The 26,063-nt window shown below is 72.7% G+C and carries 28 protein-coding genes and 1 pseudogene; 12 read left to right on the top strand and 17 right to left on the bottom strand.

The window, feature by feature from the left end; genetic code table 11:
• Positions 1 to 78: 78 nt before the first annotated feature.
• The 6 genes from ACWFQ8_RS27765 to ACWFQ8_RS27740 are packed head-to-tail and all read right to left on the bottom strand — an operon-like array spanning position 79 to position 5,598.
• The gene (locus ACWFQ8_RS27765) at positions 79 to 1,323 is read right to left on the bottom strand and encodes a cytochrome P450 family protein (protein ID WP_453789015.1); all 1,245 of its coding nucleotides are present in this window, start codon (positions 1,321 to 1,323) and stop codon (positions 79 to 81) included.
• On the bottom strand, positions 1,320 to 2,558 hold the full coding sequence (locus tag ACWFQ8_RS27760; protein ID WP_453789014.1) for a cytochrome P450: 1,239 nt from the start codon (positions 2,556 to 2,558) through the stop codon (positions 1,320 to 1,322). Before ACWFQ8_RS27760 ends, ACWFQ8_RS27765 begins: the two co-directional genes overlap by 4 nt.
• Positions 2,555 to 3,181 (bottom strand): GTP-binding protein, encoded by a 627-nt coding sequence (locus ACWFQ8_RS27755; protein ID WP_453789013.1) that lies wholly within the window; start codon positions 3,179 to 3,181, stop codon positions 2,555 to 2,557. The genes ACWFQ8_RS27760 and ACWFQ8_RS27755 overlap by 4 nt, the downstream gene beginning before the upstream one ends.
• Positions 3,162 to 3,518 (bottom strand): DUF742 domain-containing protein, encoded by a 357-nt coding sequence (locus ACWFQ8_RS27750; protein ID WP_453789012.1) that lies wholly within the window; start codon positions 3,516 to 3,518, stop codon positions 3,162 to 3,164. Before ACWFQ8_RS27750 ends, ACWFQ8_RS27755 begins: the two co-directional genes overlap by 20 nt.
• Positions 3,515 to 3,916 carry a roadblock/LC7 domain-containing protein gene (locus ACWFQ8_RS27745; protein WP_384531624.1) on the bottom strand — a complete coding sequence of 134 codons (402 nt, stop codon included), beginning with the start codon at positions 3,914 to 3,916 and terminating at the stop codon, positions 3,515 to 3,517. Before ACWFQ8_RS27745 ends, ACWFQ8_RS27750 begins: the two co-directional genes overlap by 4 nt.
• Positions 3,913 to 5,598: an ATP-binding protein gene (locus tag ACWFQ8_RS27740; RefSeq protein ID WP_453789011.1), complete on the bottom strand. Its 1,686-nt coding sequence runs from the start codon at positions 5,596 to 5,598 to the stop codon at positions 3,913 to 3,915. The genes ACWFQ8_RS27745 and ACWFQ8_RS27740 overlap by 4 nt, the downstream gene beginning before the upstream one ends.
• Before the next feature lie 285 nt (positions 5,599 to 5,883).
• Between ACWFQ8_RS27740 and ACWFQ8_RS27735 the strand changes: the two genes are divergently transcribed.
• From ACWFQ8_RS27735 to ACWFQ8_RS27725, 3 genes are all read left to right on the top strand, one after another.
• Positions 5,884 to 6,813 carry an ATP-grasp domain-containing protein gene (locus ACWFQ8_RS27735; RefSeq protein ID WP_453789010.1) on the top strand — a complete coding sequence of 310 codons (930 nt, stop codon included), beginning with the start codon at positions 5,884 to 5,886 and terminating at the stop codon, positions 6,811 to 6,813.
• Positions 6,810 to 7,613 (top strand): ATP-grasp domain-containing protein, encoded by an 804-nt coding sequence (locus ACWFQ8_RS27730; RefSeq protein ID WP_453789009.1) that lies wholly within the window; start codon positions 6,810 to 6,812, stop codon positions 7,611 to 7,613. The genes ACWFQ8_RS27735 and ACWFQ8_RS27730 overlap by 4 nt, the downstream gene beginning before the upstream one ends.
• Positions 7,614 to 7,890: 277 nt before the next feature.
• Positions 7,891 to 8,745: a DMT family transporter gene (locus tag ACWFQ8_RS27725; protein ID WP_453789008.1), complete on the top strand. Its 855-nt coding sequence runs from the start codon at positions 7,891 to 7,893 to the stop codon at positions 8,743 to 8,745.
• Between the two features lie 76 nt (positions 8,746 to 8,821).
• On the opposite strand, the gene ACWFQ8_RS27720 is transcribed toward ACWFQ8_RS27725, so the two are convergent.
• Entirely contained in the window at positions 8,822 to 9,235 is a 414-nt protein-coding gene (locus ACWFQ8_RS27720) for a winged helix-turn-helix transcriptional regulator (protein WP_453789007.1), read from the bottom strand.
• 84 nt (positions 9,236 to 9,319) lie between these two features.
• On the opposite strand from ACWFQ8_RS27720, the gene ACWFQ8_RS27715 reads away from it, so the two are divergent.
• A complete protein-coding gene (locus tag ACWFQ8_RS27715) occupies positions 9,320 to 10,132 on the top strand; it encodes an NAD(P)H-binding protein (RefSeq protein ID WP_453789006.1) in 813 nt (270 codons plus the stop codon).
• A gap of 86 nt (positions 10,133 to 10,218) precedes the next feature.
• Here the strand turns inward: ACWFQ8_RS27715 and ACWFQ8_RS27710 are convergent, their stop codons facing one another.
• The 6 genes from ACWFQ8_RS27710 to ACWFQ8_RS27685 all read right to left on the bottom strand — a co-directional run bounded on the left by ACWFQ8_RS27710 (position 10,219) and on the right by ACWFQ8_RS27685 (position 16,238).
• Complete coding sequence (locus ACWFQ8_RS27710; RefSeq protein WP_453789005.1) at positions 10,219 to 11,328, bottom strand: DUF2330 domain-containing protein; 1,110 nt, start codon at positions 11,326 to 11,328, stop codon at positions 10,219 to 10,221.
• Positions 11,329 to 11,401: 73 nt separating this feature from the next.
• Complete coding sequence (locus tag ACWFQ8_RS27705; protein WP_453789004.1) at positions 11,402 to 12,070, bottom strand: HAD family hydrolase; 669 nt, start codon at positions 12,068 to 12,070, stop codon at positions 11,402 to 11,404.
• Complete coding sequence (locus ACWFQ8_RS27700) at positions 12,067 to 13,170, bottom strand: ABC transporter ATP-binding protein (protein ID WP_453789003.1); 1,104 nt, start codon at positions 13,168 to 13,170, stop codon at positions 12,067 to 12,069. Before ACWFQ8_RS27700 ends, ACWFQ8_RS27705 begins: the two co-directional genes overlap by 4 nt.
• Before the next feature lie 4 nt (positions 13,171 to 13,174).
• Positions 13,175 to 14,167, bottom strand: coding sequence for an ABC transporter permease (locus ACWFQ8_RS27695; protein ID WP_453789002.1), 993 nt, complete (start codon positions 14,165 to 14,167; stop codon positions 13,175 to 13,177).
• Positions 14,155 to 15,081 (bottom strand): ABC transporter permease, encoded by a 927-nt coding sequence (locus tag ACWFQ8_RS27690; protein WP_453789001.1) that lies wholly within the window; start codon positions 15,079 to 15,081, stop codon positions 14,155 to 14,157. The genes ACWFQ8_RS27695 and ACWFQ8_RS27690 overlap by 13 nt, the downstream gene beginning before the upstream one ends.
• On the bottom strand, positions 15,081 to 16,238 hold the full coding sequence (locus tag ACWFQ8_RS27685) for an ABC transporter substrate-binding protein (protein ID WP_453789000.1): 1,158 nt from the start codon (positions 16,236 to 16,238) through the stop codon (positions 15,081 to 15,083). Before ACWFQ8_RS27685 ends, ACWFQ8_RS27690 begins: the two co-directional genes overlap by 1 nt.
• A 244-nt stretch (positions 16,239 to 16,482) precedes the next feature.
• Here ACWFQ8_RS27685 and ACWFQ8_RS27680 point away from each other — a divergent pair, with 244 nt between their 5' ends.
• Both ACWFQ8_RS27680 and ACWFQ8_RS27675 read left to right on the top strand, forming a co-directional pair.
• Positions 16,483 to 17,229, top strand: coding sequence for a GntR family transcriptional regulator (locus ACWFQ8_RS27680; RefSeq protein ID WP_453788999.1), 747 nt, complete (start codon positions 16,483 to 16,485; stop codon positions 17,227 to 17,229).
• 230 nt (positions 17,230 to 17,459) lie between these two features.
• Complete coding sequence (locus ACWFQ8_RS27675) at positions 17,460 to 18,359, top strand: LysR family transcriptional regulator (protein WP_453788998.1); 900 nt, start codon at positions 17,460 to 17,462, stop codon at positions 18,357 to 18,359.
• Between the two features lie 113 nt (positions 18,360 to 18,472).
• Here the strand turns inward: ACWFQ8_RS27675 and ACWFQ8_RS27670 are convergent, their stop codons facing one another.
• Positions 18,473 to 19,390 (bottom strand): hypothetical protein, encoded by a 918-nt coding sequence (locus ACWFQ8_RS27670; protein ID WP_453788997.1) that lies wholly within the window; start codon positions 19,388 to 19,390, stop codon positions 18,473 to 18,475.
• A 185-nt stretch (positions 19,391 to 19,575) separates the two neighbouring features.
• On the opposite strand from ACWFQ8_RS27670, the gene ACWFQ8_RS27665 reads away from it, so the two are divergent.
• The 3 genes from ACWFQ8_RS27665 (at position 19,576) to ACWFQ8_RS27655 (ending at position 22,288) form a co-directional block, all read left to right on the top strand.
• Complete coding sequence (locus ACWFQ8_RS27665; RefSeq protein ID WP_453788996.1) at positions 19,576 to 20,076, top strand: STAS domain-containing protein; 501 nt, start codon at positions 19,576 to 19,578, stop codon at positions 20,074 to 20,076.
• A gap of 23 nt (positions 20,077 to 20,099) precedes the next feature.
• A complete protein-coding gene (locus ACWFQ8_RS27660; RefSeq protein ID WP_453788995.1) occupies positions 20,100 to 21,602 on the top strand; it encodes a condensation domain-containing protein in 1,503 nt (500 codons plus the stop codon).
• A 437-nt stretch (positions 21,603 to 22,039) separates the two neighbouring features.
• Positions 22,040 to 22,288, top strand: coding sequence for a hypothetical protein (locus ACWFQ8_RS27655; RefSeq protein ID WP_453788994.1), 249 nt, complete (start codon positions 22,040 to 22,042; stop codon positions 22,286 to 22,288).
• Positions 22,289 to 22,520: 232 nt separating this feature from the next.
• On the opposite strand, the gene ACWFQ8_RS27650 is transcribed toward ACWFQ8_RS27655, so the two are convergent.
• Both ACWFQ8_RS27650 and ACWFQ8_RS27645 read right to left on the bottom strand, forming a co-directional pair.
• Positions 22,521 to 22,793, bottom strand: a complete 273-nt coding sequence (locus ACWFQ8_RS27650; RefSeq protein ID WP_453788993.1) for a hypothetical protein — start codon at positions 22,791 to 22,793, stop codon at positions 22,521 to 22,523.
• 671 nt (positions 22,794 to 23,464) lie between these two features.
• Positions 23,465 to 23,680, bottom strand: coding sequence for a DUF6009 family protein (locus tag ACWFQ8_RS27645; RefSeq protein WP_453789048.1), 216 nt, complete (start codon positions 23,678 to 23,680; stop codon positions 23,465 to 23,467).
• A 7-nt stretch (positions 23,681 to 23,687) separates the two neighbouring features.
• Between ACWFQ8_RS27645 and ACWFQ8_RS27640 the strand changes: the two are divergent.
• Positions 23,688 to 24,246, top strand: a pseudogene (locus tag ACWFQ8_RS27640) (SMI1/KNR4 family protein).
• A 206-nt stretch (positions 24,247 to 24,452) separates the two neighbouring features.
• The gene (locus ACWFQ8_RS27635) at positions 24,453 to 24,998 is read left to right on the top strand and encodes a hypothetical protein (RefSeq protein ID WP_453788992.1); all 546 of its coding nucleotides are present in this window, start codon (positions 24,453 to 24,455) and stop codon (positions 24,996 to 24,998) included.
• A gap of 191 nt (positions 24,999 to 25,189) precedes the next feature.
• Here the strand turns inward: ACWFQ8_RS27635 and ACWFQ8_RS27630 are convergent, their stop codons facing one another.
• Positions 25,190 to 25,597 carry a hypothetical protein gene (locus ACWFQ8_RS27630; protein WP_453788991.1) on the bottom strand — a complete coding sequence of 136 codons (408 nt, stop codon included), beginning with the start codon at positions 25,595 to 25,597 and terminating at the stop codon, positions 25,190 to 25,192.
• Between the two features lie 248 nt (positions 25,598 to 25,845).
• On the opposite strand from ACWFQ8_RS27630, the gene ACWFQ8_RS27625 reads away from it, so the two are divergent.
• Positions 25,846 to 26,063, top strand: a 218-nt coding sequence (locus ACWFQ8_RS27625; RefSeq protein ID WP_453788990.1) for a helix-turn-helix domain-containing protein, incomplete at its 3' end; no start/stop codon positions are given.

Genomic DNA, 26,063 nt, shown 5'->3' with positions numbered 1-26,063 from the left:
GCACGGCGCCGGGGAGGTGACGGGGCCCGGGAGCACGTCCAGCTCCCGGGCCCTGCTTGCCACCCAACGCCCGGCCGGTCAGGCCAGCCGGACGGGCAGCTCGAAGAGGTCGTTCTGGGTCAGGACGGGCTTGTTGCGGAGCTCTTCGGGGGCCACGGCCAGCGTGAGGTCCGGGAAGCGCGCGTACAGGGCAGGGAGGGCCACCAGGGCCTCCAGCCGGGACAGCGCTGCCCCGGGGCAGACGTGCGGGCCGTGGCCGAAGGAGATGTGGCGGTTCGGGGTACGGGTCACGTCGAACTCCCCCGCCGTCTCGCCGTGCTGCTCCTCGTCGCGCCCGATGGCCCCGAAGGAGACGATCAGCCCCTCGCCCTTCGGCAGGACCCGGTCGCCCACCTCGACGTCCTCGGCGGCGAACCGGATCAGGACGTGCGAGGTCGGCGTGGACCAGCGCAGGGTCTCCTCGACGACGTTCTCCCAGGGCACCTCGCCCTTGAGGACGAGGGCGCGCTGCTCGGGGTGGGTCTCCAGCGCGACGACCGCGTTCACGATGAGGCTGATGGTGGTCTCGTGACCGGCCGCGACCATCAGCTGGAGGGTGTTGGTGATCTCCTCCGTGCTGAGGCGGTCGCCGTCCTCCGAGGCGGCGATGAGGGCGCTGGTGAGGTCGTCGCCCGGGTTCTCCCGCTTGGACTCCACGATGCGCGAGAACAGCGCGCCGAGGTCCGCCATCATCTGCGGCACCTCCTCGGGCAGCGTCTGCGTCGAGAAGAACTTCTCGAAGAGCGCCTTCATCCTCGGGTGGTCGGCGGCGTCCACGCCCATCAGCTCGCTGATGACGTTCATCGGGAGCGGGTACGCGAACTCGGCCTTCAGGTCGACGCGTTCGCCGGCCGGCCGCTGCGCCAGCCGGTCGAGCATCCCGGTGGTCAGCGCCTCGATGCCGGCCCGCAGCTTCTCCACCCGGCGGACCGTCAGGGCCTGCGCCACCAGGGTGCGAAGGCGCCGGTGCTCGTCACCGTCGACGGTGAGCATGGAACGGCCGGGGTTGGCCAGGCCGATCAGCGGCCAGTCCATCGGTATCTCGCCGCGCTGCCAGGCACCCCACGCGCCGATGTCCTTGACGATCCGCGGGTCGGTCAGCAGCTTGCGGGCCTCGGCGTGGCGGGTGACGGCGTAGACGCCCACCGCGCCCGGCAGGACGACCGGTACCAGCGGTCCGGCGGCGCGCAGCGCGGCGCCCTCCGCGGCGAGATCGCTGACGAAGGGGTCCAGCGTGATGGCGGCGGGGCCACGGGTACCTGAGTGGTCGATCGGGCACGTCATCGGATGGCTCCAAGGGCGGGGGTCGGGGTGTAGGTCACGGGGAGTTCGGAGAGGCCGCGCAGCCAGGGCGAGGGGCGACGGGCGAGCGTGGCGGCGGGGACGGCGAGGTCGACGTCGGGCAGCCGGTCCAGGAGGACCTCGATCCCGGTGCGCGCGATGACCTCGGCGACCTCCTGGGCGGGGAAGGGGCAGCGGTGTTCGCCGTGTCCGAAGGAGAAGAACGCGTTGTTGCCGCCGGTGAGGGCTCCGGCGTCGGTGCGCACGTGCGGATCGGCGTTGGCGGCGGCCAGGCCGAGCAGCAGCAGGTCGCCGCGGGCGATGCGCCGGCCGCCGAGGTGGGTGTCGCGGGAGGTCCAGCGGCCGGCCACGTTCTGGGTGGGGGTGTCCTCCCACAGCACCTCGTTCATGGCCTCCCCGACGCTGTGGCGGCCGCCCGCGAGGGAGGCCGCGAAGCGGTCGTCGGTGAGCATCAGGCGCAGCGTGTTGCCGATCCAGTCGGCGGTGGGCTGGTGGCCGGCGGCCATCATGACCATGAGGTCCTGTGCGATCTCGTCGACGGTGAAGCCGGCCCGGTTGGCGAGCATCCTGGAGACGACGTCCGGGCCGGGTTCGGCCTGCTTGGCGGCGAGCAGCGCGTACATGGAACCGCCGAGGTGGCGCTGACCGTCCAGGGCGCCCTCCCGCCCGTTGATCATGTCGTTCATGGCGGTGACGAGCCCGGGGCCCTGGTCGTCGGAGAAGCCGTAGATGCGGGCGAGCACGCGCAGCGGCAGGAGCATCGCGTACTCACCGACGATGTCGCAGGAGCCCTTGCCGCACAGGGCGTCGATCAGTTCGTCGGCGAACCGCTCGGCGTGGCCCTTGAGTTCGAAGGGGTCCACCGACTCCAGGGCCTCGGAGATGACGGCGGCGCGCTCGCTGTGGCGTGCGCCGACGGTGTAGAGGATGGAGGGCTGCTTGCGGCCGATCATCGGCAGGAGCGGCCAGTCGGCGGGGATGCGGTCCCACTGGTTCCACAGGTCGGAATCGCGGGAGAAGAGCACCGGGTCGCTCGTGACCTGGTGCAGCTCGCGGTAGCCGAGCACCAGCCAGGCCGGTACGTCGCCGTCGAGGACCACGGGGGCGACGGCGCCGTGGTCGCGGCGCATCTCGCGGTACAGCTCGGTCGGTTCGGTCTGGAACCGGGGGCCGCCGAGATAGACGGGCCGGTGCTCGGGTGCGGCGGGGCAGGTCACGGGGTGGTCTCCGGGGTCTTCTGCGGGCTGGGCGCAAGGGCCGTCTGGAGGTGCTGGACGAGGGAGATCAGGACCTGCTTGCTGGACTCGCGGGAGCGGGCGTCGCAGAACACCAGCGGGACGCCGGCGGGCAGGTCGAGGGCCGCGCGGATCTCGTCCGGGGTGTGCTGGGGGCCGCCGAAGTCGTTGCAGGCCACCACGAAGGGCGTGCCGTGGTGTTCGAGGCGGTCGATGGCGTACCAGGAGTCGGCGAGCCGGCGGGTGTCGACGAGCACGACGGCGCCGAGGGTGCCGGCGAAGAGGCGGTCCCACAGGAACCAGAATCGTTCCTGCCCCGGGGCGCCGAAGAGGTAGAGCACGTTGCGCGCGTCGAGGGTGATCCGGCCGAAGTCGAAGGCCACGGTGGTGGCGGTCTTGGAGGCGACGCCGTCCGTGTGGTCGACGTGCTCGCCGGCCTTGGTCATGGTCTCTTCGGTGTTTAGCGGGCGGATCTCGCTGACCGAGCGCACCATGGTCGTCTTGCCCACGCCGAATCCGCCGACGATGACGATCTTCAGACCGTTGTCGGCGGTGCTCTGCAGGGTCGGGCGGGGTTCGCTCTGGTCAGAGGTTGCGGAGTCCAACGAGCACCTGCTCCAGGATTTCGGGTTCGGGAAGGCGGAACGTCGTGGTTCGCGGGTGCCGGGCGCTGATGCGTCCGGTGCCGAGCAGGTCGGTGAGGAGGATGCGGACGATCGACACCGGCAGGCCCAGCTCGGCCGCGATCTCCACCACGGCCGTCGGGAAGCGGCACATGCGCAGGATCGCCGCGTGTTCCGACTGCATGCCGGGGACCGGGTCTGACTCGGTGACGATCAGGGTGACCAGGTCGAAGGTGTCGCAGCCGGCGCGGCTGCGGCCCCCGGTGAGCGTGTACAGCCGGTCCGGGGAGTCGTCCCGGCCCGGTCTGCTCCGGCTCATCCCCGGGGCCGGGCGACGAGGTGTTCGCCGATCTGCTCGACCAGTTCGGACATGTTGTGGCCGACCAGGCCCGCGTCGGCGTCCTCGGCCGCGACCAGTGCGAGGTGCGCGCCCTCACCGGCCTCGACGATGAAGAGCAGGCCGCCGTAGAACTCCGCCATCGCGGAGCGGACGCCACCGGTCCCGTCGCCGAACTCGATGGAAGCACCGTGCGAGAGGCTCTGGATGCCGGCGGCGATCGCGGCGAGCTGGTCGGCCTGGTCGACGGAGAGCTCCGGGGTGCGGCACAGCTTGAGGCCGTCGCGGGAGAGCACGAGGGCGTGGCGGGCGCCGGGGGTGCGTTCGAGGAGCCCTTCCAGGAGCCAGCTGAGCGTCTCGTCGGTGGTGGAGCCGGTCATTCCGTAATGCCTTCCGGGTGCGGGGGGTTCGGGGACGGTTCGGGCTGTGCGGATGTCGTGGCGGCGGCGCCGCGGACCGCCTGGCGGAAGCTGCCGAAGCGGGCCGCCGACCGGGACGCGCCGGCGGGAGCGGCGGCGGACGCGGTACCGGGCGCGGCCGTACGGGTCCCCGGGCCGGCCGGGTCGGGCCACTCGGGGTGGGCGGCGGCCAGGGTCCGGCCGCGCCTGCGCTGCGGGAGACCACCTTCCACGGCAGCCGAATCGGGGCCGGGGGCCGCGGACCCGGCGGAGGACCGTCCCGGCGCGGCGGTGTCCGAGGGCGCACCGCGCTCCGCGCCCCGCGCGGCCGTACGGTCCTGCGCCCGCTCGGCGTCGGGCGCGGCGGTGTCGGGCGCGGTCGCCGCGTCCCGAGCGGGGGCCGTGTCGTGAGCGGCCTCGGGCTCGGCCTCGACGGCCGGTGCGGGCAGCGCGGCCGGGGTCGCCCGCGCGGCGAGGGCCGGGGTGGTGGTGGGGGTCGCCCGGGTCACCGCGGTCGCCTCCGGCGCTGCCCCGGTCTCGGCCGGAGTCCGGCTGATCAGGTCTTGGGGCAGCATCATCAGCGCGCCCGTACCTCCGCGCGCGGAGGGGCGGAAGGAGACGGTCAGGCCGTGCTTGCGGGCGAGGCGGCCGACCACGGCGAGGCCGAGCCGGGTGCCGGAGAGGCCCGCCAGGTCCAGCGACTCGGCGGACACGGCCTGCTGGGCGCGGCGCAGCTGGACCTCGCTCATGACCAGACCGCTGTCCTCGACGGTGATGACGATCCCGGCCGGCACCTCTTCCACGTAGACGTGGACCTCGGCGGTGGGCGGGGAGAAGTTCGCGGCGTTGTCGAGGAGTTCCGCGAGGGCGTGCATGACGCCCTCGGCGGCGTGGCCGGCGACGGCGGCGTCACTGGTGGAGTGCGACCGGACCCGCTGGTAGCCCCCGATGCGTCCCATCGCGCCGCGCAGGATCGATTCCATGACGATGGGCTTCGCCCACCTGCGACCCGAACGGGCGCCGGTCAGTACGGCGATGGAGTCGGCGAGACGGCCCGCCTGTGCGGTGCGGTGGTCGAGGTGGAGCAGGTCGCCGAGGACGTCCTCGTCGGCGTGCCGGTGCTCCATGTCGCGCAGGTCGGCGAGCATGCCGGTGGCGAGTGCCTGCATCCGGCCGGCCGCGTTGGCGGCGGCGGCCATCGCCGCGGCCCGCCCGGACTCGGCGCGCCGCAGCTGGCCGGCGAGCCGTTCCCGGGAGACCGCCTGGGCGGCGGCGAGGTGGTCGAGCTCGGCGGCGTGTGCGCCGGTGAGCCGCTCCAGTTCTGCGGCGTGCGCGGCGGTGAGCCGGCCGCGCTCGGCGGCGTGGGCGGCCGCGGCGCGTGCGGCGTCGGCGGTCAGCCGGGCGATGTACGCGTCACGGGCGTCGAGTTCGGCGGTGAGGCCGGAGAGCCGGCCCCGCAGCAGCCGGGCATTGCGCGCCGTCCAGGTGACCGCGAAGGCCGCCACGGACAGGAGCAGCACGCCGGAGGCCGAGAACCACGCCAGGGGCACGGCGACGGAGGACGGGGCCGCGGCCACCGCCGCCGTGGAGAACGCGCCGCCGACCGCTGCGGTGAGCAGCAGGGCGAGTGCGGAGGGGCGAAGGGGGGAGGGCGACGCCGTCATCAATCAAAGCCTCAAACCGGGCGTATATGGAAGAGAGGGTTCCTGTGGGTAACGAGGGCTCACTATAAGAGAGTTACTGATCGTTTTGGATAGCCCCGGGCAACTATCACGCTCCGTAACGACCGCTTGAGGTCGATGTGAAGCAGTTTCCGATCAATTCATGGGTCCGCGTCTCGCGGGCCGGACGGAGTCGGACCGATCATCACATTGGGGTTCATGACATCCTGTGACGTCACAACTCGCCGGACGGAATCGGCGGACGTCCGCGGAATATGGGGAAGGTCCATGAGGCTCTGCTTCCTGGTGGAGGAGCACTACCGCCACGACGGCATGCCCAACGAAGTGATCCGGCAGCTCACCGCGTGGGGACACCGCGTCGACGTGGTACGGCCGGGGGGCTCGCTGCTGCGCATGTCGCAGACGCTGGACGCCGGCGCGCACGACGCCTGGGTGCTCAAGACCGTCTCCGGAGGACCGGGACTGACCCTGCTCGAAGCCGCCGCCTCGGCCGGGATCACCACGGTCAACGACGCACGCTCGATCCGCGGGGTCCGGGACAAGGCGCTGGCCGCCGCCATCGGCCACGGCCGCGGACTGCCGGTACCGCCCACCTACGCCGTGGCCCTCCCCGAGCTGCTCCGCGAGATACCGCTTGCCGAGTACCCCCTCGTCGTGAAGCCGGCGGACGGCAGCTCCGGCCGGGCCGTCCACCTGGTCTCCTCGCCGGAGCACCTGGAGGCGATGCTTCCGCTACTCGCCGGTGAGGGCATGCTCGTCGCCCAGCCGTACGTGCCCAACTCGGGCACCGACATCAAGGTCTACGGGGTCGGCGGAGAGCTCTTCGCGACCGAGCGCTGCTCCCCGCTGCACCCGGACCCGTCGGTGCGGGAGCGCCGGGTGCCGTTGTCGACGGAGGTCGCGGAGATCGCCGCCCGGGTGGGTTCGGTGTACGGACTCGACCTGTACGGGGTGGACGTGCTGCTCGGCCCGGACGGTCCGGTGGTCGTCGACGTGAACGACTTCCCGAGCTTCCGTCAGGTACCGGACGCGGCGGCGCGGGTGGCCCGCGCGGTGCTCGGGCTGGCGGGAGGCGGGGGCGGCTCGGCGGCCCCGGCCACGGCGCTCGCGCCGCACGCCCTGCCCCTCTCGATTCCGGCACAGGCGTCGACACCGGTTCCGCTCCAGATGCCGGCGAGGGCGGGCGAGCACGCGTGAGGATCGGCCTGATCACCCCGGAACCGGAGCATCCGCTGCTGGCGGCCGCCACCGCGCTGTTGACTCCGGAGCACGTCGTCGAGGCGCTGGATCCCGTCGTGGTCGCGGACGTGCCGCCGCCGCTCGCCGACGTGTACCTGTTGAAGGCCAGGACGCCGGCCGCCCTGGGGCTCGCCCGGTACCTGGAGGAGCGGGGGGTACCCGTGGTGAACTCCGCCGCCGCGACCGCGCTGTGCCAGGACCGGACGCTGATGGCGGAGCGCGCCCTGGGGGCCGGGCTGCCGTTCGCGGCCACCCGGACCCACCGCTCCCTCGCGGCGTGGGCCGCCGGGACCCCGGTCCTGCCCTCCCCCGTCGTCGTCAAGAGCCGCCTCAGCCGCCGGGGCGACCTGGTCGCCCGTGTGGACGACGCGGTCCGGCTCGGGGAACTGGCCGCGCTCTGGCCGCAGGAGCCGGTGATCGTGCAGGACTTCACCCCCAACAGCGGCTGGGACCACAAACTGTGGGCGATAGGGGACCGGGTCTTCGCGGCCCTGCGCCGCTCCGAGCTCGCGCCGCAGGGGCGTGGCCCGACCCGGTCACTGCCGCTGGCGGAGCTGCCCGCGGGGTGGGCCCCGCTGGTGCGGGAGGTCGGCGCGGTGTTCGGACTGGACGTCTACGGTGTGGACCTCATCGACGCCGGTGCCGGGACCCCGCTGATCGTCGACGTCAACGCCTTCCCCGGCATCCGCGGCCAGGACGGCGCCCCGCAGGCCCTCGCCGCCCTGGCCCTGCGCCGGGCCGCCAAGGGCGGGCGGTAGCGGGGGACGGCGGGACGGCCGCGGGCTTTCGGGGGCGGGCGGCGGTCGGCGGGCGGCGGATGACGTGCGCGCTTCCGGGCGGGCGGTGCGCGCTTCCGGGCTCGGGGCGGCGTCAGCAGGGGGCGGCGGTGCGGCCGGCCGGGACACCGCGTTCGTGTGGGCGCGCCCCTTCGGACCGCGGTGGAGCGAGCGGCCGCCGGGGCCGGACGGGGGAATACCCCGGGCCCCGCCCGGTGTCGGAAGGTGCCGGGGCGGCGGGCGCCGTGAGGATCGGGCCATGGGCGTCGTCCTGCCGGTCTTCTTCGCGCTCTTCGCCGCGCTCAGCAACGCCCTCGGTACGGTGCTCCAGCGCCGGGCCTCCCTCACCGTGCCGCAGAGCGAAGGCTTCCGCTTCGGACTGATCCTCGACCTGCTGCGGCGGCCGCTGTGGCTCGGCGGCATCCTCGCCGTGATCGCGGCCGGTGCCGGACAGGCCGCGGCGCTGGCCACCGGCCCACTGGCCCTCGTACAGCCCCTCTTCGTACTGGAGCTGCCGCTCGCGCTGCTCATCGCCTCACTGATGGCGCGGCAGCGGCTCTCCGGATCCCTGTGGTGGGCCGTGGCGGGGGTGGTGGCTGGGCTCGGGATCACACTGGTCGCGGCCTCGCCCGCCGGGAACCGTACCGACGTACCGCTCGGCCGGTGGGTCGTGGCCCTGGTGACGTGCGGTGTCGCGGTCGCCGCCCTCGCGGGGGCCGGACTGCGGCGGCCGCCCGGCCGGGCACGGGCCGGCTGTCTCGGCGCCGCCACGGCCGTTTGCTACGCGCTCACGGCCGCCCTGATGAAGTCCGCCGTGCACGTACTGCAGGAGGGCGGCTTCGAGGCGTTCCTGACGACCTGGGAGACGTACGCCTTCGGCGCCACGGGCATCTGCGCCCTGCTCCTGCTCGGACACGCCATGCAGGGCGGCCCCCTCGTCGCCTCGCAGCCCGCGCTGACCCTCGGCGACGCGGGCGTGAGCGTCGCGCTGGGCGTGCTCCTGTACGAGGAGCACCTGCGGGGCGGCTGGTGGCTGCTCCCCCAGGTGCTGGGCGTCGCGCTGATCTGCGCGGCCGTACTCGCACTCGCGCGGGCCGGGGAGGGCGCACCGTGAACGGGACCGGGCGCCCCTGCCTGCCCGTAGGGCTACTTGATGGCCTCCGCCCACTTCTCGCGGGCGGCCGGCCTGCTTACCGGATTCCGGAGTCGGGATGTTCGGCATCCCATGCTCGGCGTGCTTGCGCGATGGCGTCGCGGTGTTCTGCCGACCAGTCCGTGAGGGCTTTGACCAGATGGGTGAGGCTGTGGCCCATCGTCGTGAGCTCGTACTCGACCTGCGGGGGCACCGTAGGGTGCACCGTCCGGGTGACCAGGCCGTCGCGTTCCAACCGGCGCACGGTGAGCGTCAGCATCCGCTGTGAGATACCGGGGACGGCGCGCTGCAGCTGTCGGAAACGGCGGACTCCCTGGGCCAGTTCGACGATGACCAGGACCGACCATTTGTCGCCGATCCGGTCGAGTACCTCGCGGATGCCGCAGTCCTCGTGCTCGTCGCCGCAGCTGACGACGGGTTCGGCGGTTACCCCGGTGTGCCCCACTGACATGGAAGTGCCCCCTTACGCTCCCTGGTGCGAAACCGCAGGATGATCCCGGTTACGGAAGAGAACCTACCGGAACGGAAGACCCTGATGATCCTGGTTACCGGCGCCACCGGCGCCCTGGGCACGCTGATCGCCGAGCGGCTGGCCGACCGCGACGACACCGTCCTTGGAACGCGCGCCCCTCAGCAGCTCAAGGCCCCGCTGCCGGTCCGCCGCATCGACTTCGACGAGCCCGGCACCCTCGCCGGGGGCTTCGAGGCTGTGGATGTGCTGCTGATGATCTCTGCGGGCTACGGCGAGGACGACACCGTCATAGCCCGGCACGGTGCCGCCATCGACGCCGCGGAGAAGGCCGGTGTGGGGCATGTCGTCTATACGAGCCTGACCGCCGACGGTGACCACCTCCCCTACGCGCTGGCGCACCGTTGGACCGAGCGTCGGCTCCAGGACAGCACCATGGACTGGACGATCCTGCGCAATGGCCTGTACGCGGAGTTGCTGGGTGGCCTCGCGGCGCCGTCGGCCGACGGACGGATCACCGCCCCGCTCGGTGAGGGCCGACTGGCCGCCGTCGCACGGGCGGACCTGGCCGATGCCGCGGTACGTGTGACGGTGGAGGCACCCGCTCATGCGGGGCGCATCTATGAACTCGTCGGCGAGCAGGCCATCGGCGGCGCCGAACTGGCCCGCACGCACGGCCCGCACGTCGTCTACGAGCCGGAAACCCTCGCCCGGGCCCGCGCACGTCTTGCCGCTTCCGACGCCGAGCCGTTCCAGGTGCCGATGCTGGTGGGCACCTACTCCGCCATCGCGGCCGGGTTCATGTCCCGCACCGGCGGTGATCTGCGCCAGCTGCTGGGCCGCGCCCCCGGCTCCGCGCTCGCAGCAGCCCTGGCATAACCCCGCGCGGCGCGGGCTGCGCCCGTAACCAATCTCCGGCGGGGCGGGCGGTGCGCGGTGCGTGCCGCCCTCCCGTCGTTACGCAGCTACGCGGCTTCCTCCCGGAGCCGGAGCCGCAGCCGCCTGCGCCGCCGCCCGCGCAGCACGGTGAGCACCGACAGGGCGGCGGCCACGAGGGCGACCGCTACGGTCAGGAACCAGACCGGGACCCCGCCCCCCACGGTGAGCAGCTCCTCGCGGTGCACGACCCGCCGGTACGGGGTGTCGGAGGCGGTGGCGCGCAGCTCGTGGTCGGCGTCGATGCGGCCGGGCTCGGGGAACCGCTGGTCGATGGCGGTCAGGAACACCTCCTGTCCGCCGGCGAGTTCGGCCAGGGGGCGGCCGGGCTCGGGGGTGACCTTCCCGGCGAAGGTCACCTCGGGCGCGGAACCGCCGATCCGCGAGGCGGGCTCCATGCGGTGGTCGGCCAGTACGTACAGGCCGAGGGACTGCGGGGTCCGGGCGAGCCGGGAGAGCCGCATCGGATAGACGAGCCGGTCGCTGTCGAAACGGATCCTGAGCGGGTCGAGATCGCCCCGCAGCACCTTCCCCTGGTCCCGGGGGGCGAGCCGTACCGCGACGTACTCCCACTTCTGGTCGACGTACGGCTGGACCTCGGCGGCGAGGCGGTCGGGGAGCACGAAGCCGTTGGACTCCAGCCACTGCTTCAGGGCGCCGGGGTCGGTGGCGGTCAGGCGCGCGACGTCGAAGTCGCCGAGCTGCTCCCGGCCGATGACGCCGACGGCCGGGTCCCCGGCGCCGGGTGGCACGGCTCCGGCGCCGTCCCCGCGGCCGGAGGCGAAGGGCCAGTCGCCGTCGCGCGGCCAGAAGTAGGTGCGGGTGCGCCGCTCGGGCCGGATCAGCCGGTCGAGTTCGCCGAACACGGCCCCGTCACCCAGCTCCACCGCCGCGCGCCCCGGCACGGGCATGATCCAGGCGGCCCGCTTCGCGTCCCCGCCGACGGTGAACCGCATCAGGATCTCCTCGGTGCGGCCGTCCCAGCGCACGACCGACGTCTCCCGGGCGACTCCGATGCGGGACTGCCCGTCCGCGACCATCGCCCCGCAGCCGCAGGCGTACGCCGGGCTGATCAGCGAACCCAACTGGGTCGCGAGCAGGGCGAACAGCAGGGCCAGAATTCTTCGTCTCGTCCACACGGGGTCTCAGACGAAGGCCCCCCGGTCGCGGTTCCGTCCGGCGCGGTCCGGCCGCGGATGCTCCCGCCGGGGTTCAGGGCCGCGCCGCCCCGGACCCCGCGCACGTGCGCAGGAGCGCCACGGTGACCTCCTCCAGGGACCGTGCGAAGGTCCGCGCAGGCGAGTCCGGGACCGGGAGCAGGGACGGGACCACCAGGACCGCGCAGCCGGCGGCCTCCGCCGAGGCGGCGCCGTCGGGCGAGTCCTCCACCGCCACGCAGGCCTGCGGTACGAGGCCCAGCCGTTCGGCGGCCGCACGGTAGGGCTCCGGGTGCGGCTTCGTCCGTGCGGTGTCGTCGGCGGACACCGTGAGGGCGAACGGCACCTGGGCCAGCGAGCCACCGACGACGGTGTCGACGACCACCCGGGGTGAGGCACTGACCAGCGCGAACGGCACCCCCTCCGCTTCCAGTGCGCTGAGCAGCCGCCCGGCGCCGGGCCGCATCGGCGCTCCTTCCCGGACCCGGCGGTGGAAGTCCTCGGTGAGCGCGGCCGCGACCGCCGCCTGGGCTCCGCGGCCGGTGGTCCGGACGAGGTGTGCGGCGGTGTCCGCGACCGCCCGGCCGACCACCTCCGGGGCGTCCGCGTCGGTGAGCCGGTGGCCGAGGCCGCCGGCGATCTCCTCGGCGGTCCGCCACCACAGCGCTTCGGTGTCGACGAGGGTGCCGTCCATGTCGAAGAGGACGGCGCCCAGCGTGCTCACCCCTTCCTCGCTACGACGAGCACGGGGCGTACGGCGAGCCCCACGGTGGCGCGCGCACCGGGGACCAGGGCGCCGGCGTCCCGCGAGGGGAGGTCCGCCTTCACCGGGACGCGGCCCGGCAGTTCCAGGTGGAGCCGGGTGACGGAGCCGAAGAAGGAGGCCGAGACGACGGTGGCCGTGCCGGTCTCGTCGGCGGTCGCCGTCACGTTCTCGGGGCGCACGAGGACCTCCACCTCACGCGCCGCCGGGACGGGGCCGTCCACCGGGAGCCGGGCCCCGGCCACGTCCACGAGGCCGGAGTCCGCGAGCCGGCCGGGCAGCCGGTTCATGGTGCCGACGAATTCGGCGACGAACGGCGTCGCGGGGCGGTCGTACAGCTCGGCCGGGGCGGCGCACTGCTCCAGCTTCCCGGCGTTCAGGACGGCGACCCGGTCGGCCATCGAGAGGGCCTCCTCCTGGTCGTGCGTGACGAACACGGTGGTGATGCCGAGGGAGAGCTGGAGCCGGCGGATCTCCTCGCGGAGGTTCGCGCGCACCTTCGCGTCCAGCGCGGAGAGGGGTTCGTCGAGCAGGAGCACGCGGGGCCGCAGGGCCAGTGCGCGGGCGAGCGCGACGCGTTGCTGCTGGCCTCCGGACATCTGGTGCGGGTAGCGGTCCCCGTGGTCCGGGAGGCCCACCAGGTCGAGGAGTTCGGCGGCCCGCTCGCGGCGCTCCGCCGCGGCGACCTTGCGCACGCGCAGGCCGAAGGCGACGTTGTCACGGGCGCTGAGGTTGGGGAAGAGGCTGTACGACTGGAAGACCATCCCGGCGTCGCGGCGGTTGGCCGGGACCCGGGTGATGTCCTGTCCGTCGACCAGTACCTCGCCGGAGTCGGGCTGCTCGAAGCCGGCGACGACGCGCAGCGCGGTGGTCTTGCCGCAGCCGGACGGGCCGAGCAGGGCGATCAGTTCGCCGGGCTCCACGGTCAGGTCGAGGCCGTCGAGGGCGACGGTGGTCCCGAACGCCCGGCGCAGGCCGCGGAATTGGAGGCGCGCGCCCGCGGGGGCGCCGGAGTCCGCCGGATTCCCGGCAGCCGGACGGAGGGTGGGCGTGGTGGGCATGGGCTCAGGGCTCCTTGCGGGAGGAGGTGGCGGGCGCGGCGGCGGTCGTGGCGGGGGCGGTACCGGCCCGCGAGAGGGCGAGCAGCAGCAGCCAGGTGATGAGGAGGCTGAGGACGGAGACGGCCACGGACATCCGGGCCTGCGCTCCGGAGATGGAGACGATCCACACGGCGAAGGGCTGGAATCCGAGCAGGGAGGCGATGGTGAACTCGCCGAGCACCAGGGCCAGGGTGAGGAACGCGGCGCCGGCGAGCGACGCACGCAGGTTCGGCAGCAGCACGCGCAGGACGACGTACGGCCAGCTCGCGCCGCAGCTGCGGGCGGCCTCGACGAGGGTGGGCACGTCGACGGCGCGCAGGCCCGCGTCGAGCGAGCGGTGGACGAAGGGCAGCGCCAGCACGGTGTAGGCGAGGACCAGGACGAGGGGGAACTTCTCGTTCTGGACGGCGAGGAAGGTCTGGTAGAGCGGGGTGCGCGACAGGTGCTCCGGTCCCCAGCGCAGTACCGTGCTGATCCCGGTGACCAGCGCGATCGGCGGTACCACGAGCGGCAGCATGCACATCACCTCGACGACCGGCCGCAGTCGCGGGGAGCCCAGGCGTACGGCGACCAGGGCGGGCACCGCGAGGAGCAGCGACAGCGCGATGGTGGCCGCCGCGAGGCCCAGGGACAGCAGCAGGCTCTCGGTGAAGCCCTCGGCGGCGAGCAGTTCGGTGTAGGCCGCGAAGGTGATTCCCCGGCCGGGCACGTGCACGGTGAAGACGAAGGAGGCGATGAGCGGGACGAGGAAGTACCCGCCCGCCAGCGCGAGTACGGCTCCCCGCCAGACCCGGCGCGGCCGGCGGCGCGCGCCCCGGGGGACGGCCCGGGTGTCCGGGCGGGCGTCCCGTGGGACGCCGGGCCGGGCCGGGGCTCGGGTCCCGCTGCTCGGGGCCCGCCCGGCGGACGGTGCGCCGGCGTCGACGTCGGGCTCGGGGGGTGAGGTCATCGCAGCCATCGGGCGCTCCGTCGCTGGAGGGGCAGGTAGACCGCCATGACCAGGCCGGCGATCAGGATCATGTCGAGGCCGAGGGCGAGCGCCACGTTCTCCTGGCCGGTGAGCACGTTGCCGGACAGCGCGTCGGCGATCTTGAGGGTGACCAGCGGCACGGAACCGCCGACGAGCGCCGCCGCCGTGGCGTGCGCGGCGAAGGCCGTACCGAAGAGCAGGACGAACCCGCCCAGCAGGGAGGGTGCGAGCACCGGCAGCCCGACGTGCCGCCAGAACTGCGGGCCGGTGGCTCCGCTGCTCTGGGCGGCTTCGCGCCACTGCGGGCGCAGTCCGTCCAGCGCGGGGGCGATCACCAGCACCATCAGAGGGATCAGGAAGTACAGGTAGACCACGGCGAGGCCGGTGAAGGAGTACAGGTTCCAGCCGAGGCCGCCGAGGTCGGCGAGCCGGGTGACCACCCCGGAGATGCCGACGGTGGCGATGAACGCGAAGGCGAGCGGGACCCCGCCGAAGTTGGCGAGGACGCCCGAGGCGGTCAGGGCCGCGCCGCGCAGGGCCGGCGAGCCGGTGACCACGGCCTGCGCGATCAGGACGCCCAGGACGGCGCCGATCAGGGCGGTGAGCGCGGAGAGCTGGACGCTGCCGACGAGCGAGCCGAGGTAGGGGCCCTGGAGGGAGCGTGCGAGGTGCTCGCCGGTCAGCCGGGTGGCGCCGCCGGCCGGGTCGGTGCGGGTGACGGCGCCGAAGGCGATCGCGCCGAGCGGGACGCCGAAGCAGAGCGAGGTGAAGACCAGGAGCGGAAGGGCGGCGAGCCAGGTGCGCGGCCCGCGCCGCCGGCGGCGGCTGCCGTCGGCGGCGCGGGGCCCCGGGGCACCCGCCGACCCCTGCTGCGGGACGGGCGCGGTGGCGGTGGTCGGCATCAGGAGAGGGCCTTGTCCCACTTCTCGGCGAGCGTGGCCTTGGCCTGGTCGAGCTCGGCGGAGGCCGGGAACGCGGGGGTGCCCTGGACCTGGGGGAGCTTGCCGACGGCGGCCTTGTCGGCGGTGCCGTCCTGGGTCATGGCGGGCAGCAGCACGGGGCGGGCGTAGCCCTTGAGCCACAGGTTCTGGCCCTCGGCGCTGTACAGGAACTCCATCCACAGGCGGGCGGCCGCCGGGTGCGGGGCCTCCTTGTTGATGGCCTGCGAGTAGAACTGGGCGAAGACGCCGTCGGTGGGGACGGCGACCTTCCAGTCGACGCCCTTGCCCTTGAACTGGTCGGCGTAGCCGGCGTTCAGGTAGTCCCAGTCGATCGAGATGGGCGTCTCGCCCTTCTCGACGGTGGCCGGGGTGGACTCGACGGGAATGAAGTTCCCGCTCTTCTTGAGCTGTCCGAAGAAGTCGATGCCCGGCTGGATGTCGGCGAAGGAGCCCTTGTTGGCGAGGGCGGCGGCGTAGACGCCGCCGAAGGCCGAACCGGACTTGGTGGGGTTGCCGTTGAGGGCGACCTTGCCCTTGTACTCGGGCTTGAGCAGGTCGGCGAAGGTCTGCGGGCAGACGGCGACGCGGGCCGCGTCGCAGCCGATGGACACGTAGCCGCCGTAGTCGTTGTACCAGCGTGCGTCGGCGTCCTTCTGAGCGGCGGGGATCTTGTCCCAGGCGGCCACCTTGTACGGGGCGAAGAGGTTCTCGGCGGCGCCGCTGCGGGCGAAGGCGATGCCGAGGTCCAGCACGTCGGGGGCGCGGTCCTGCCCCTTGCGGGACTTGACGGCGGCTATCTCGTCGGAGCTGGACGCGTCCGGGTTCTCGCTGTTGACCTTGATCTTGTACGTGGCCTCGAAGGCCTTGATGATCTCGCCGTAGTTCGCCCAGTCCGGCGGCAGCGCGATCACGTTGAGCCGGCCCTCCTTCTGCGCGGCGGCGACGAGGGCGTCCATGGAGCCGAAATCGGCCACCGAGGACGCGGCGCCCGGCTGCACGCCGTTCTTGGCACCGCCGGCGGGCTGCTGGTCGGGGGCGGCACCGCAGGCGCTGAGCGTGGTGAGGACAGCGGCGCCGAGCAGTACGGCCGCACCGCGACGGGCGGAGGAACTGAGCACGGTCTCTCCCGGAGACGAGGGTGAAGGCAGGAGTTGACTTGTCTGAACAAGTTGGCTCCAGTTCGCCCGGCCCCGCTGTACGGGCGGTGAACGGCGCCCGTCCCCGGGGGCACGGCTCGACGAAGAGACGAGATTGACCGGAAGAGGTCGTGACAGACGTGCTGAAATGATCAATGGGGTGGTCACCGGGGTGATCATGGGTGCCCGGCACGGAGCCGGCACGCGGCGTATGGGGGCGAACGGCATGGCAACGGTCCGGTACCTGGAGATCGCCGAGGCACTGCGCGCGGCGATCGCCTCCGGCGAGATCCCGGTGGGCGCGCGCCTGCCCTCGGAGAGCGATCTGGCCGCCCGCTGGTCCGCTTCGCGGGGGACGGTCCGCCAAGCGGTCGCCACTCTGGCCGCGGAGGGCCTGATCGGTTCACGGCAGGGCGCCCGACGCATCGTCCTGCGCCACGAGCGGCGGCACAGCTTCGGCGAGTTGAACAGCTTCGCGCAGTGGGCCGAGGGCGTCGGGCACCGGGCCGACAGCCGCTTCCTGTCCCGCACCCGGCGGCCCGCGACGGCCGAGGAGGCGGAACGGCTCGCCCTGCCCCCGGAGACGGAGATCCTGGCCGTACTGCGGCTGCGGCTGCTCGACGGCGAGCCGACGATGGTGGAACGGACCGCCTACGCGGACTGGGTCGCGGGGGCCGTCGAGGCGATGCCGCAGGACTGCCGGTCCGTCATGGACGGTCTGGCCCGGGACTCGGGGGTCGTCGCGCACTACGGCGAGCACCTCATCGACGCGCTCCCGGCGGGCAGTGAGGACGCCCGGCTGCTGGTAATCCGGCGCGGCGCCCCCCTGCTGCGCCAGCGGCACGTGTCGGCCACCGCGACCGGCCGCCCGATCGAGTGGTCGGACGACCGGTACCGCGCCGGCAGCGTCACCTTCAGTGTGAGCAACTCGGCAGCGGCCACGCCGCTGGAACGGCGCACCGGCGACCGGTGACGCACAGCCGGTGGCCGGCCCCCTGCCCACCGGACCGCATGGCGGCGCCCGCTGTATCGTCGCGGCGGAGCGGTGGAACGCGTGGAACGCGTGAAAGCGGCGGACCGGGTGAACCGGCGGGCCGGCGGAACCGGCGGCCGGACGAACGCGGACGGGTACGGATGCGGGTACGGTGCCGGTGCGGATGCCGGTACGGGTACGGGTACGGGGGAAGGCATGGGGGAAGAGCCGTGATCGATGTGCAGCGGCTGCGCGTCCTGCGCGCTGTGGCCGAACACGGCAGCTTCAACAAGGCCGCGGGCGCCCTGCTGCTCACCCCCTCCGCCGTCTCGCAGCACATCGCCTCACTGGAGCGCACCCTGGGTCACCCGGTGGCGGTGCGCGGCCCCCGGGGCGTCACGCTGACCGAGCCCGGTCGGCTCCTGGTGGAGGCCGCGGAGACGATTTCGGCCGAACTGGACCAGGTGCGCCGCGAGATCGACCGGCTCACCGCGCCCCGCCCGCGCCTGACCGTGGCCACCTTCACCAGTGGGGGCCGGCACCTGCTGCCCGCCGCCCTGTCCCGCTTCGTGGCCGCGCACCCGGACGTGGAGCTGACGGTGGTGGAGCGCGAGCCCGAGGACGCCGTGCCGATGGTCCGCTCGGGAGCCGCCGACCTCGCCCTGACCTACCACTTCGACGGGCCGCCCCCGGTACGGCCCGACGAGCGCCCGGGGCTCGACTGGACCCCGCTGATGCCGGACCCGCTGTCCCTGGTCCTGCCCGCCGGCCACCGCCTCGCCGGGCGCCCCTCGCTGAGCCCCGCCGAACTGTCCGCCGACCGCTGGGTGCTCGGGTGCCTCAAGACGGAGGCCTTCCTGCGCCGGTACGCGGCCCTCGCGGGGTTCGAGCTCCGAGTGGCCGCCTCCACCACCGACTACTTCTTCGCGCAGACGCTCGTCTCGGCCGGGGTGGGCGTCTCCCTGGTCCCGCAGGTCTCCTTGGCACCGGCTCCCGGCCGGGTCGTGGTCCCCGTCGAACCGCCGCGCCCGGCCCGGCACATCGGCGTGGTGACCCCGCGCCGGCGCCGCGCGCGGCCCTGCGCCGAAGCGCTGGCCGCAGCCCTCGCCGACGCCGCCGCGGCCGCCTGAGCTGCCGCGCGTCGGCCCGGGCGGCTGCCGGATACCGCCGTGGACGGCTCCGGATACGGGTGCTCCTCCCCGCGCGGGGCGGAGCACCCGTACCGGCGCGGTACCGGCGGTGATCAGCCGCCGCCGGGGCCGCCCCGGCCGCTGCCGCCCCCCTTCGTCGGCGGGGGCGCCGACCCGGCCGTCAGCGCGTGCACCCGCTCCCCCGCGGCCTCCGCCGCGCGGCGGGCCTCCTGCGCCGCCCGGGCCGCCTCGCGGTGGCGCCCTTCGGCCTCCGCCAGCACGGCGTACGCGTCGTCCCGGAGGCCCTGGGCGCGTTCGAGCTCCGCGTCGGCGGCCGTCGCCCGGGCGACCGCGCGCTGCCGGGCCTCCTGCGCCGAGCCGAGTTCGTCCTCGCGTGCCGCCACCGCCGACCGCGCGTCCTGCGCCGCGGCACGGGCCGCCGCGAGCCTCGGATCGCTCCGGCGAACGGGCCGGGGCGGCGCGGGCGGCGGGGAGTCGGCCGGGGTCCGCGGCTCGGGCCGGGCGGGTGGCGGGGGCGGCACCGCGTCCGGGTCCGGTACCGGGAAGTCCGTCTTCGGCTCCGGGGTCTTCGCCAGCCGGCCGGAGGCCCAGGTATCGGCCGCGTCCGGATCGGCGAGCACGGCGTAGAGGATCCGGCCGACCTCCCGCAGTACCGGTTCCGAGACCGGCGTCCCGGCCGCCTCCGCCAGCCGCAGCGCCTCACGGGCCAGCGCCCCGATCACCACGTGCTGCCGGTGGGACAGGTGGCGCAACTGCTCCCCGTCCAGCGACCGGTGCGCCTCCCGCAGCGCCCGCCCAAGCCGGAGGAACTGCTCGACCTCCTCCGGCTTCGCCCGCACCAGTGTGTTCGAGGCCCCCGCCGCGAGCGTCGGGCGGCGCAACCCCGCGATCCGCTTCGCCGCCGCACGGTCCCCGGCGCGTTTCGTGCGGGCCGCCGCCTCGTCCCGCGCCGCCGTGAAGCGCGCGGGGGGAAGTGCGTACAGCTCGTCGATGACCTCGTCCACATCCACGCCGCCCACTGTCCGACATCGGCGCACGTGGACGGGGGAACGCGCCCGGTCCGTGCGCCGCCGTTCGCAGCACTCCGCCGCCGGTTGCCGGAAAAGATCGCCGGAACGGCGCAGCGCGCGGCCCGCGCGGGTGAAAGACCGGCCACCGCCGCTTCCCGCCCGCCCCGGCGGCCGTTGGGGGGTCCATGTGCACTCCGACAGACACCCCGATAGACGCCCGGGCGACCCTCGCGGTCACCGCTTCCCCCGGCTCCCCCGGCTCCCCCGGCTCCCCCAGCTCCCCCGACCCTCCCGACTCCTCCGACCCTCCCGACTCCTCCGACGCTGGGCCGGAGGGCCCGGGCCCCGCCCCCCTTGCCCGCGTACGGGCCGCGCTCGGCGGGGACGGCGTCCTCACCGTCAGCCTGGCCGGGGAGCTCGACCACTACACGTGTGCCCCGCTGCGCGGTCTCCTCGACGACCGCCCCGCGCACGGCGCCCGCCGCCTCGCCCTCGACGCGGACGGGGTCACCTTCTGCGATTCGGCCCTGCTGCACGTACTGGACCACTGGGCCCGGGCCGGGTTCCGCGTCGAACTGGCCACCGCCTCCCGCGCCGTCGCTCTGCTGCTGTCCCTGGCGGACCGCCTGTCCCCGGCGGTGTGCGTCACCTCCGCGCCCCGGGGGTCGTTAGGGGCAGGGGGTTGACTCGGGGGCGAAGGGATGACGGTATGCGGCAATTTCCTCTGGAGGCGCACCAGGTGGCACCCGGCCGGGTGGTCGAGTGGCGGTTGCGGTCCACGGCGGCGGAGGCGGGAGGTCGCCCCGGCGGCCTGCCCGCCGCGCGGATCGACGCGGCGGGCAGGAGGGCCTCCTTCAACCAGGACAAGCACTTCACGGTCGCCGAGGAGAGCCGGGCGGCCGACGACCCCGTCGCGTCGTGGATCGCGATCACCTTCGAGGTGACCGGGGCTCTCGACGAAGGCGCCCTGGCCCAGGCTTTGCTGGCCTTCGTCCAGCGCCACGAGGTGCTGCGCTGCGCGTTCCGGCGGCTTGCCGGAGAACTGGCCTGCGAGCCCTTCGACCCGACCGAACTGGCCCTCGAAGCGGAGCGGGTGGGCACCTTCGCGACCTCGCAGGAGCTGGGCGACTTCCTCGTCGAGCGGTTCAAGCGGAGCATCGACACCCTGTCCTGGCCGCTGTTCACCATGGGTGCGGTGCTCCGCGAGGACTCGGCCACGGTGTACTTGGCCTTCGACCACATCGTGTGCGACGGCATGTCGATGCCCATCGTCGTCCGCGAGGTGCTGACCGCCTACGAGGCACTGTGCCGCGGCGAGGACGCCCAGCTCCCGCCCGCGCCCAGCTATCTCGACTTCGCCGACGAGCAGCGCCGCCGCTACCTCTCCATCGACGCGCGCGACGAACGGCTGGGCTACTGGAAGGAATTCATCGCGCGCGGCGGCGCGTTCTTCCCCCGCTTCCCGCTCGACCTCGGCGTCGAGCCGGGCGAGATGTACCCGATCGTCAACGAAGCCCCGCCGCTGCTGGACGCCGGCGAGGCGGAGGTGTTCGAGAAGACCTGCATGACGGTCGGGGGCAAGGCCTTCATGGGTGTGCTGGCCTCCGTCGCCGTGTGCCTGCGCGACGCCGGCGGCCCCGGTGTCTACCGGGGGTTCATGCCGGTGAGCGAGCGCGGGCGGGGCATGTGGACGAACTCGGTGGGCTGGTTCGTGAACACCATGCCCATCGAGTTCGACGCCTCGCCGGGCCGGGACTTCGGCCAGGTCATGGACTCGGTCCGAAGCGGGTTCGGCGAGATGATCGGCCACATCGACGTGCCGTTCGTCCGGGCCTGGGAGTTGCTGGCGCCCGAGGAGTTCGCCGCCCGGTCCTGGCCGTACCCGGTGAACTTCTTCTCGTACATCGACATGCGCAAGTGCGAGGGCGCCGAACGCCACGTCGAATGGCGGCCGACCACCCATGTGTGGTCGGCCCGGGCCAACGGCGCCTGCTCCTGGTTCCAGCGGGACGAGGACGGCCTCCACATGAACTCGATCTACGTCGACACCCCGCAGGCCCGCCGCACCATGGGGGACTTCCAGGAGGCGCTGCGCCTGACGGTGCAGGAGATCGCCCGCTCGGGCGGCTTCCGGCGGCCCATCGCGCTGGCCCCGCCGCGGCGGCCCGTGCGGACGCCGCTCGACGCGGCGGCGTCCGTACGGAGCGGCTGAACCGCGGCTCCCCGCGGCGCCGACCGGGCGCCGCGGCCGGTAAAGGGTGTACAGCCACCGGCTCGGTGCGACCGGCGGTGTCCCCCGGAGCACGCCGGCCCTCGCGTGAGCGGCGAGGGCCTGCTTGACCTGGGCGGAGGTGTCCGCCGGGCGGACGGCCAGGCGCAGTGCGGCGGCGCCGGCGGTGTGGGCGGTCACCGCCGAGGCGCCGCTGAGCGTGCCCGTAACGGTGTCGCCGTCCTTCCAGCCCGAGGGGACGGCACGCCGAGCGCGAACAGGGCGCCGCACTTACCGTAGTTGGAGGGGCGGCCCGACCGTCGAGGCTCCCGCTCGCCCGGGTGGTGATGATCTCGGGCAGCCTGGCGGGCGAGAGGGTGCAGGCCCTGTCGGGGCGGGCCGAGCTGCCGGCCGCTGCGGTGTAGGTGACGCCGTCGCGGATGGAGGCCCGTACCGCGGCGTCGAGCACGGTGTTCGCGGCGCCGCCGAGGGTCGTGTCGGCGACGGACGGGCGGACCGCGTTCGCGGTCACCCAGTCCACGCCGGCGATCACTCCCGCGGTGGTGACCGAGCCCTGGCAGTCGAGGACGCGTACGGAGACCAGCCGGCCCTCCCTGGCCACGCCGTACGTCCCGCCTGCGACGACGCCGACGTGGGTCCGCGGGGCTTCGGGAGTGGGCGACACGTGAACCGCGTGGCCACGACGGCGCTTCCACGGATGATGTGCCGGGGTACAGGAGGATCCCGCGCCGATCCAGGTGAAGGCGCTGCTGGGCCCCAACTCCGTGCGGGGCCAACGGATCAGCCCTTCTGAGCTGCCCCTTACCGCGAATTCCAATCGCCCCTGTCACCCGACCCGGCGAACGTTCGTGGACAACGCGCTAGCATGCCCCGGCAGACTACCGCCGATCCCATTCGAGCTTACACCGTGGCAAACCACAAATCATTCGCCGAGAATCTATCAGCGCGGAAGGTCGACAAACCACCACCTGCACCGAACACATCCTCGAGTGTCGAGACATCACATTCGAGGACTGGGGCGTCGAGCGACGGCACGAGTATCAGAATTCCACCCAAAGAACTGGCCGCGAATTCGCGCGAGATGCCTTCAGTCGCGATGATCAATGGAAAACGCACGGCAACCATGCCCACCTTCACATCCCCCACCACCACGCTAATCCAGTCTTCTGGCACGCTCCCATCCCAGTCAACCAGTCCGGCAACGGATTCAGACAGCGCAGACGCGAAAGAACTTGAGGCGCCTTCGGACCAGAGAGGACCCAACGCAACCGCTCTCCGCAGCGACCTTGAAATCTCAATCAAGGCGCGCCTCCGGGACTGTCATGGATTCCCTCTCTAGCATTTCTATACACATTCACGTGCGAAGCGAGCCGCCTTGTCCGGATGCGATTTGAGATTCATCATCGCAGGTCGGCAGCAGCAGGCCCAACGCTTTCGGGCGGAGCCTTGAGGATCTTCACGGGCGGGCCCCAGGCGTGCGTCAGTGGTGTGTCCCGTGCGGTGATCTTCGAGGCTCCGCTGGATGGCCCGGCAGCTCGACCCGGTCCTCACCCTCGGCGGGTTCGTCGCATTCCGCGCTCCCACGCCACGGGAGCATTCCGGTCCTGGTGGCACGACGTCGCCGTCACCATGCGGGCCCGCTCCGTCGGCACTCCAACACCGCACCAGCGAGCGACCCTTCGGCGGCGCCGTCCCGTACACGCATGCCGTCTCCCCGGTGGAGACACGGTCACGGGACCGGGCGAGCGAGAGCACGGGGCAGGCGCTTCGTCAGCGTCGTCCTCGTCGCCGGCCGGGCAATGCGGCGCCCCTCTTGCCCACGGCAACTGCGTGGGGAAGACAACTCATGCGGTTAAGCCGTCCCGGGGGTAGCGGGGCTTGCCGCGGCGCTGGGCGGTCTCGTCGAGCGCTTGGCGGACGTATCGAGGTCGTCGGGGGTTCTCCAGCCCCACAGAGCTTTCGTGGAGGAGGTCGCTCTCGTGCGACGGCGAGCCCGTGGCCGCAGCCCCTCTTCGTTGTCGGTGGCTGGTCGCCGACGTGCCAGTGGGCTGTGACAGCATCACGGTCATGATCGACATTGACGACATAGTGCAAAGCGTCGCCATCCGGGCCGCATCGGAAAACGAGGACCTTCCCGCGCCCGTCGGCGATGCGCAGATTGCGGAGGCCGAAGCCCAACTGGGCTTCGCACTGCATCCCCTGCTTACGCGCCTCTATCTCGAAGTCGCTGACGGTGGCTTCGGTCCCGACTATTGTCTTTTGCCGCTGCTTCGGTCCGGGCTCCAGCGTCGTCGGCGAATACCTCACGCGACGTGAGGCGTCCGTTGGAGTAGAGCACCCGGAGTGGCCCGAAGGCGTCGCGCCGATCCTGACCTGGGGCTGTGCCATGTATGCAGGTGTTGACTGTCTCAGTGAGGCTGGTCAGGTCCTGCTCTTTGAGCCGAACCCATATAGCGGCGGGTCGTGGGAGGAGTGTTGGTTTCTCGACTCCCCCAGCCTGGCAGCATGGCTGGAGACCTGGCTTGCGGGAACTGGTTGGTTCGAGGAAGACGCCTCCGACAGGGACGCCCTGATCGAACCGCACTCATGGGACCAGGCCGCAAACCGCCTGTCGCCCAGCGCCTAGGAACGCCAACGCTTCGTCCCGTTGGCGCAGATGCCGTCATCCCGGAGAAGGTCGTTTGTCGGCGTACGTGTTGAAGTCTCAGGCATGTACCGACGAGGGTGCTCACTTCGTTGGCCCCCAGATGACGTGAGCGGGCGGGACTGTACCGCAAACTCTTTAGGCGAGCCCGTTGTTCGCTGGTCCGTTTCGCATGAATGATCAGGTCCATGCTCATGAGCCGCGGTACGTTCGATGATGTTCCGCTGTCCGCACTGTTCCCGCAGCTGACACCCGCTGACCTGGAAGTCATGCGTGTCGTGGCCGGCGCTGCCGATGCGGCTCGCGTCAAAGAAGACGCGCCGCAGTGGGAATGGGCGCCGGGGCAGGCCGTGTGTCCTGGTCCGCAGCCCGGTGTGGCCGTTGTCCTCATGGCCGACGTCATCGTGGCTGCGGACGGGGGCGACCAGCTTGAGTTCTGGCTGCAGGTGTTCTGGACGGATCAGGGGCAGATCGCCGTGCACGCGGCGGTGAACGTGGCTTGCTGGTGCGAGACCGACCACGCCACCCATGACATCGACGAACTCACGCTTGTTGTCGACGAGGGGACGTCACTGGTCCAGGCGTTTGCGGCAGGCTCTGAGCGACTGGTCGGCTGGCTGGTGGATCCGCATGATGCGGACTACTGGCGGAGCCGAGCGGCTACGCCGCCCCGCTGGACGGGTCAGGGACCCAGCGGGTTCTGGGCAGGCTCGGCGAGGGAGTCCTGGTCGTGATCAGCTTGCGTCGGTGTCGCGCTCGATGGCGGCGAGCCGGTTCTTGAGCCGTCAGCTGGGGCCGTTGATGGAGATGACGTCGCAGTGGTGCAGGAGGCGGTCCATGGCGCGAGCTCCGCCGTCCTGGAAAGACAGCTCATTGCAGCTAAACCGTCAAGCTCCGCTCTGCTGGGGTCGCGCGGAGTCACGTCTCATGCTTCGCCGTCGGGGAAGAAGGTGTCCGCGATATGCACGAGCCGGTCGTCACTCAGCTGCGCGGGAACCCACCCACGGAGGCGTGCGTGATCGACGAATCGGTCATCAACGGGAACGTGGTACCGCTCGACGTAGTAGGCGAGGTCGGTGTACCAGAACCATGCACCATCGGTGAGGAGTTGAAGGCTGTCGATGGGCTCGTTGGTGGGACTGAGGAAGTCGTAGACGGCTGATCCAGTAGCGGCGATCACGCTGCCGGCACGCAGGTATCGCACCAGGTCCTCCTCGTGCGGGTCACCTTCACTGCGCGGAGCAGCGATCAGGGAGGGTCCGTCCGGGTTCCCGTGCTCCAGTTCCCTGAATTCGCCGAGGAAGCGGTTTGCAGCTGGGTTCTCGGTCGTCACCGCAAAGAGCCTAACGAGCTCGTGCATGGTTGGCGGTACGGCGCTGGATCGTGGTCCCTGATCATGTTGGTGTGGTGGGGAACGGGTCTCGTGCAGCGATCATCAGCGACCGGAGGATCACAGGGCTCTCGGCCGATGTGATCGCCGAACTCGTCGCGGAGGTAGGGCCGTTATGGCACGAACGGCACCAGGCGAGACTGGAGTCCAGGCCACGCCAGCGGGCCGTTGGCGCAGGTGCGAAGCACCGGTTGGTCTTCATCGACCGGCTCCTGGCCACGCTCGTGCACCTTCGTCACGGTGCCACTCACGACGTGCTGGCCTGCTGGTTCGGCGTAGACCGCTCCACGATCACGCGCGCCATCGGTGAGGTTCGGCCCCTGCTCGCAACCCGCGGCTGCACCATCGCGCCCGGCGTCCGGCTCTGCACCCTCGCCGAGGTCATCGAGCACCTCGGCACGAGCGGACA

Source organism: Streptomyces sp. NPDC055254, from assembly GCF_053606025.1.
Note: the sequence above shows the minus strand (reverse complement) of the source record. Positions and strands in the feature narration are given on the sequence as shown.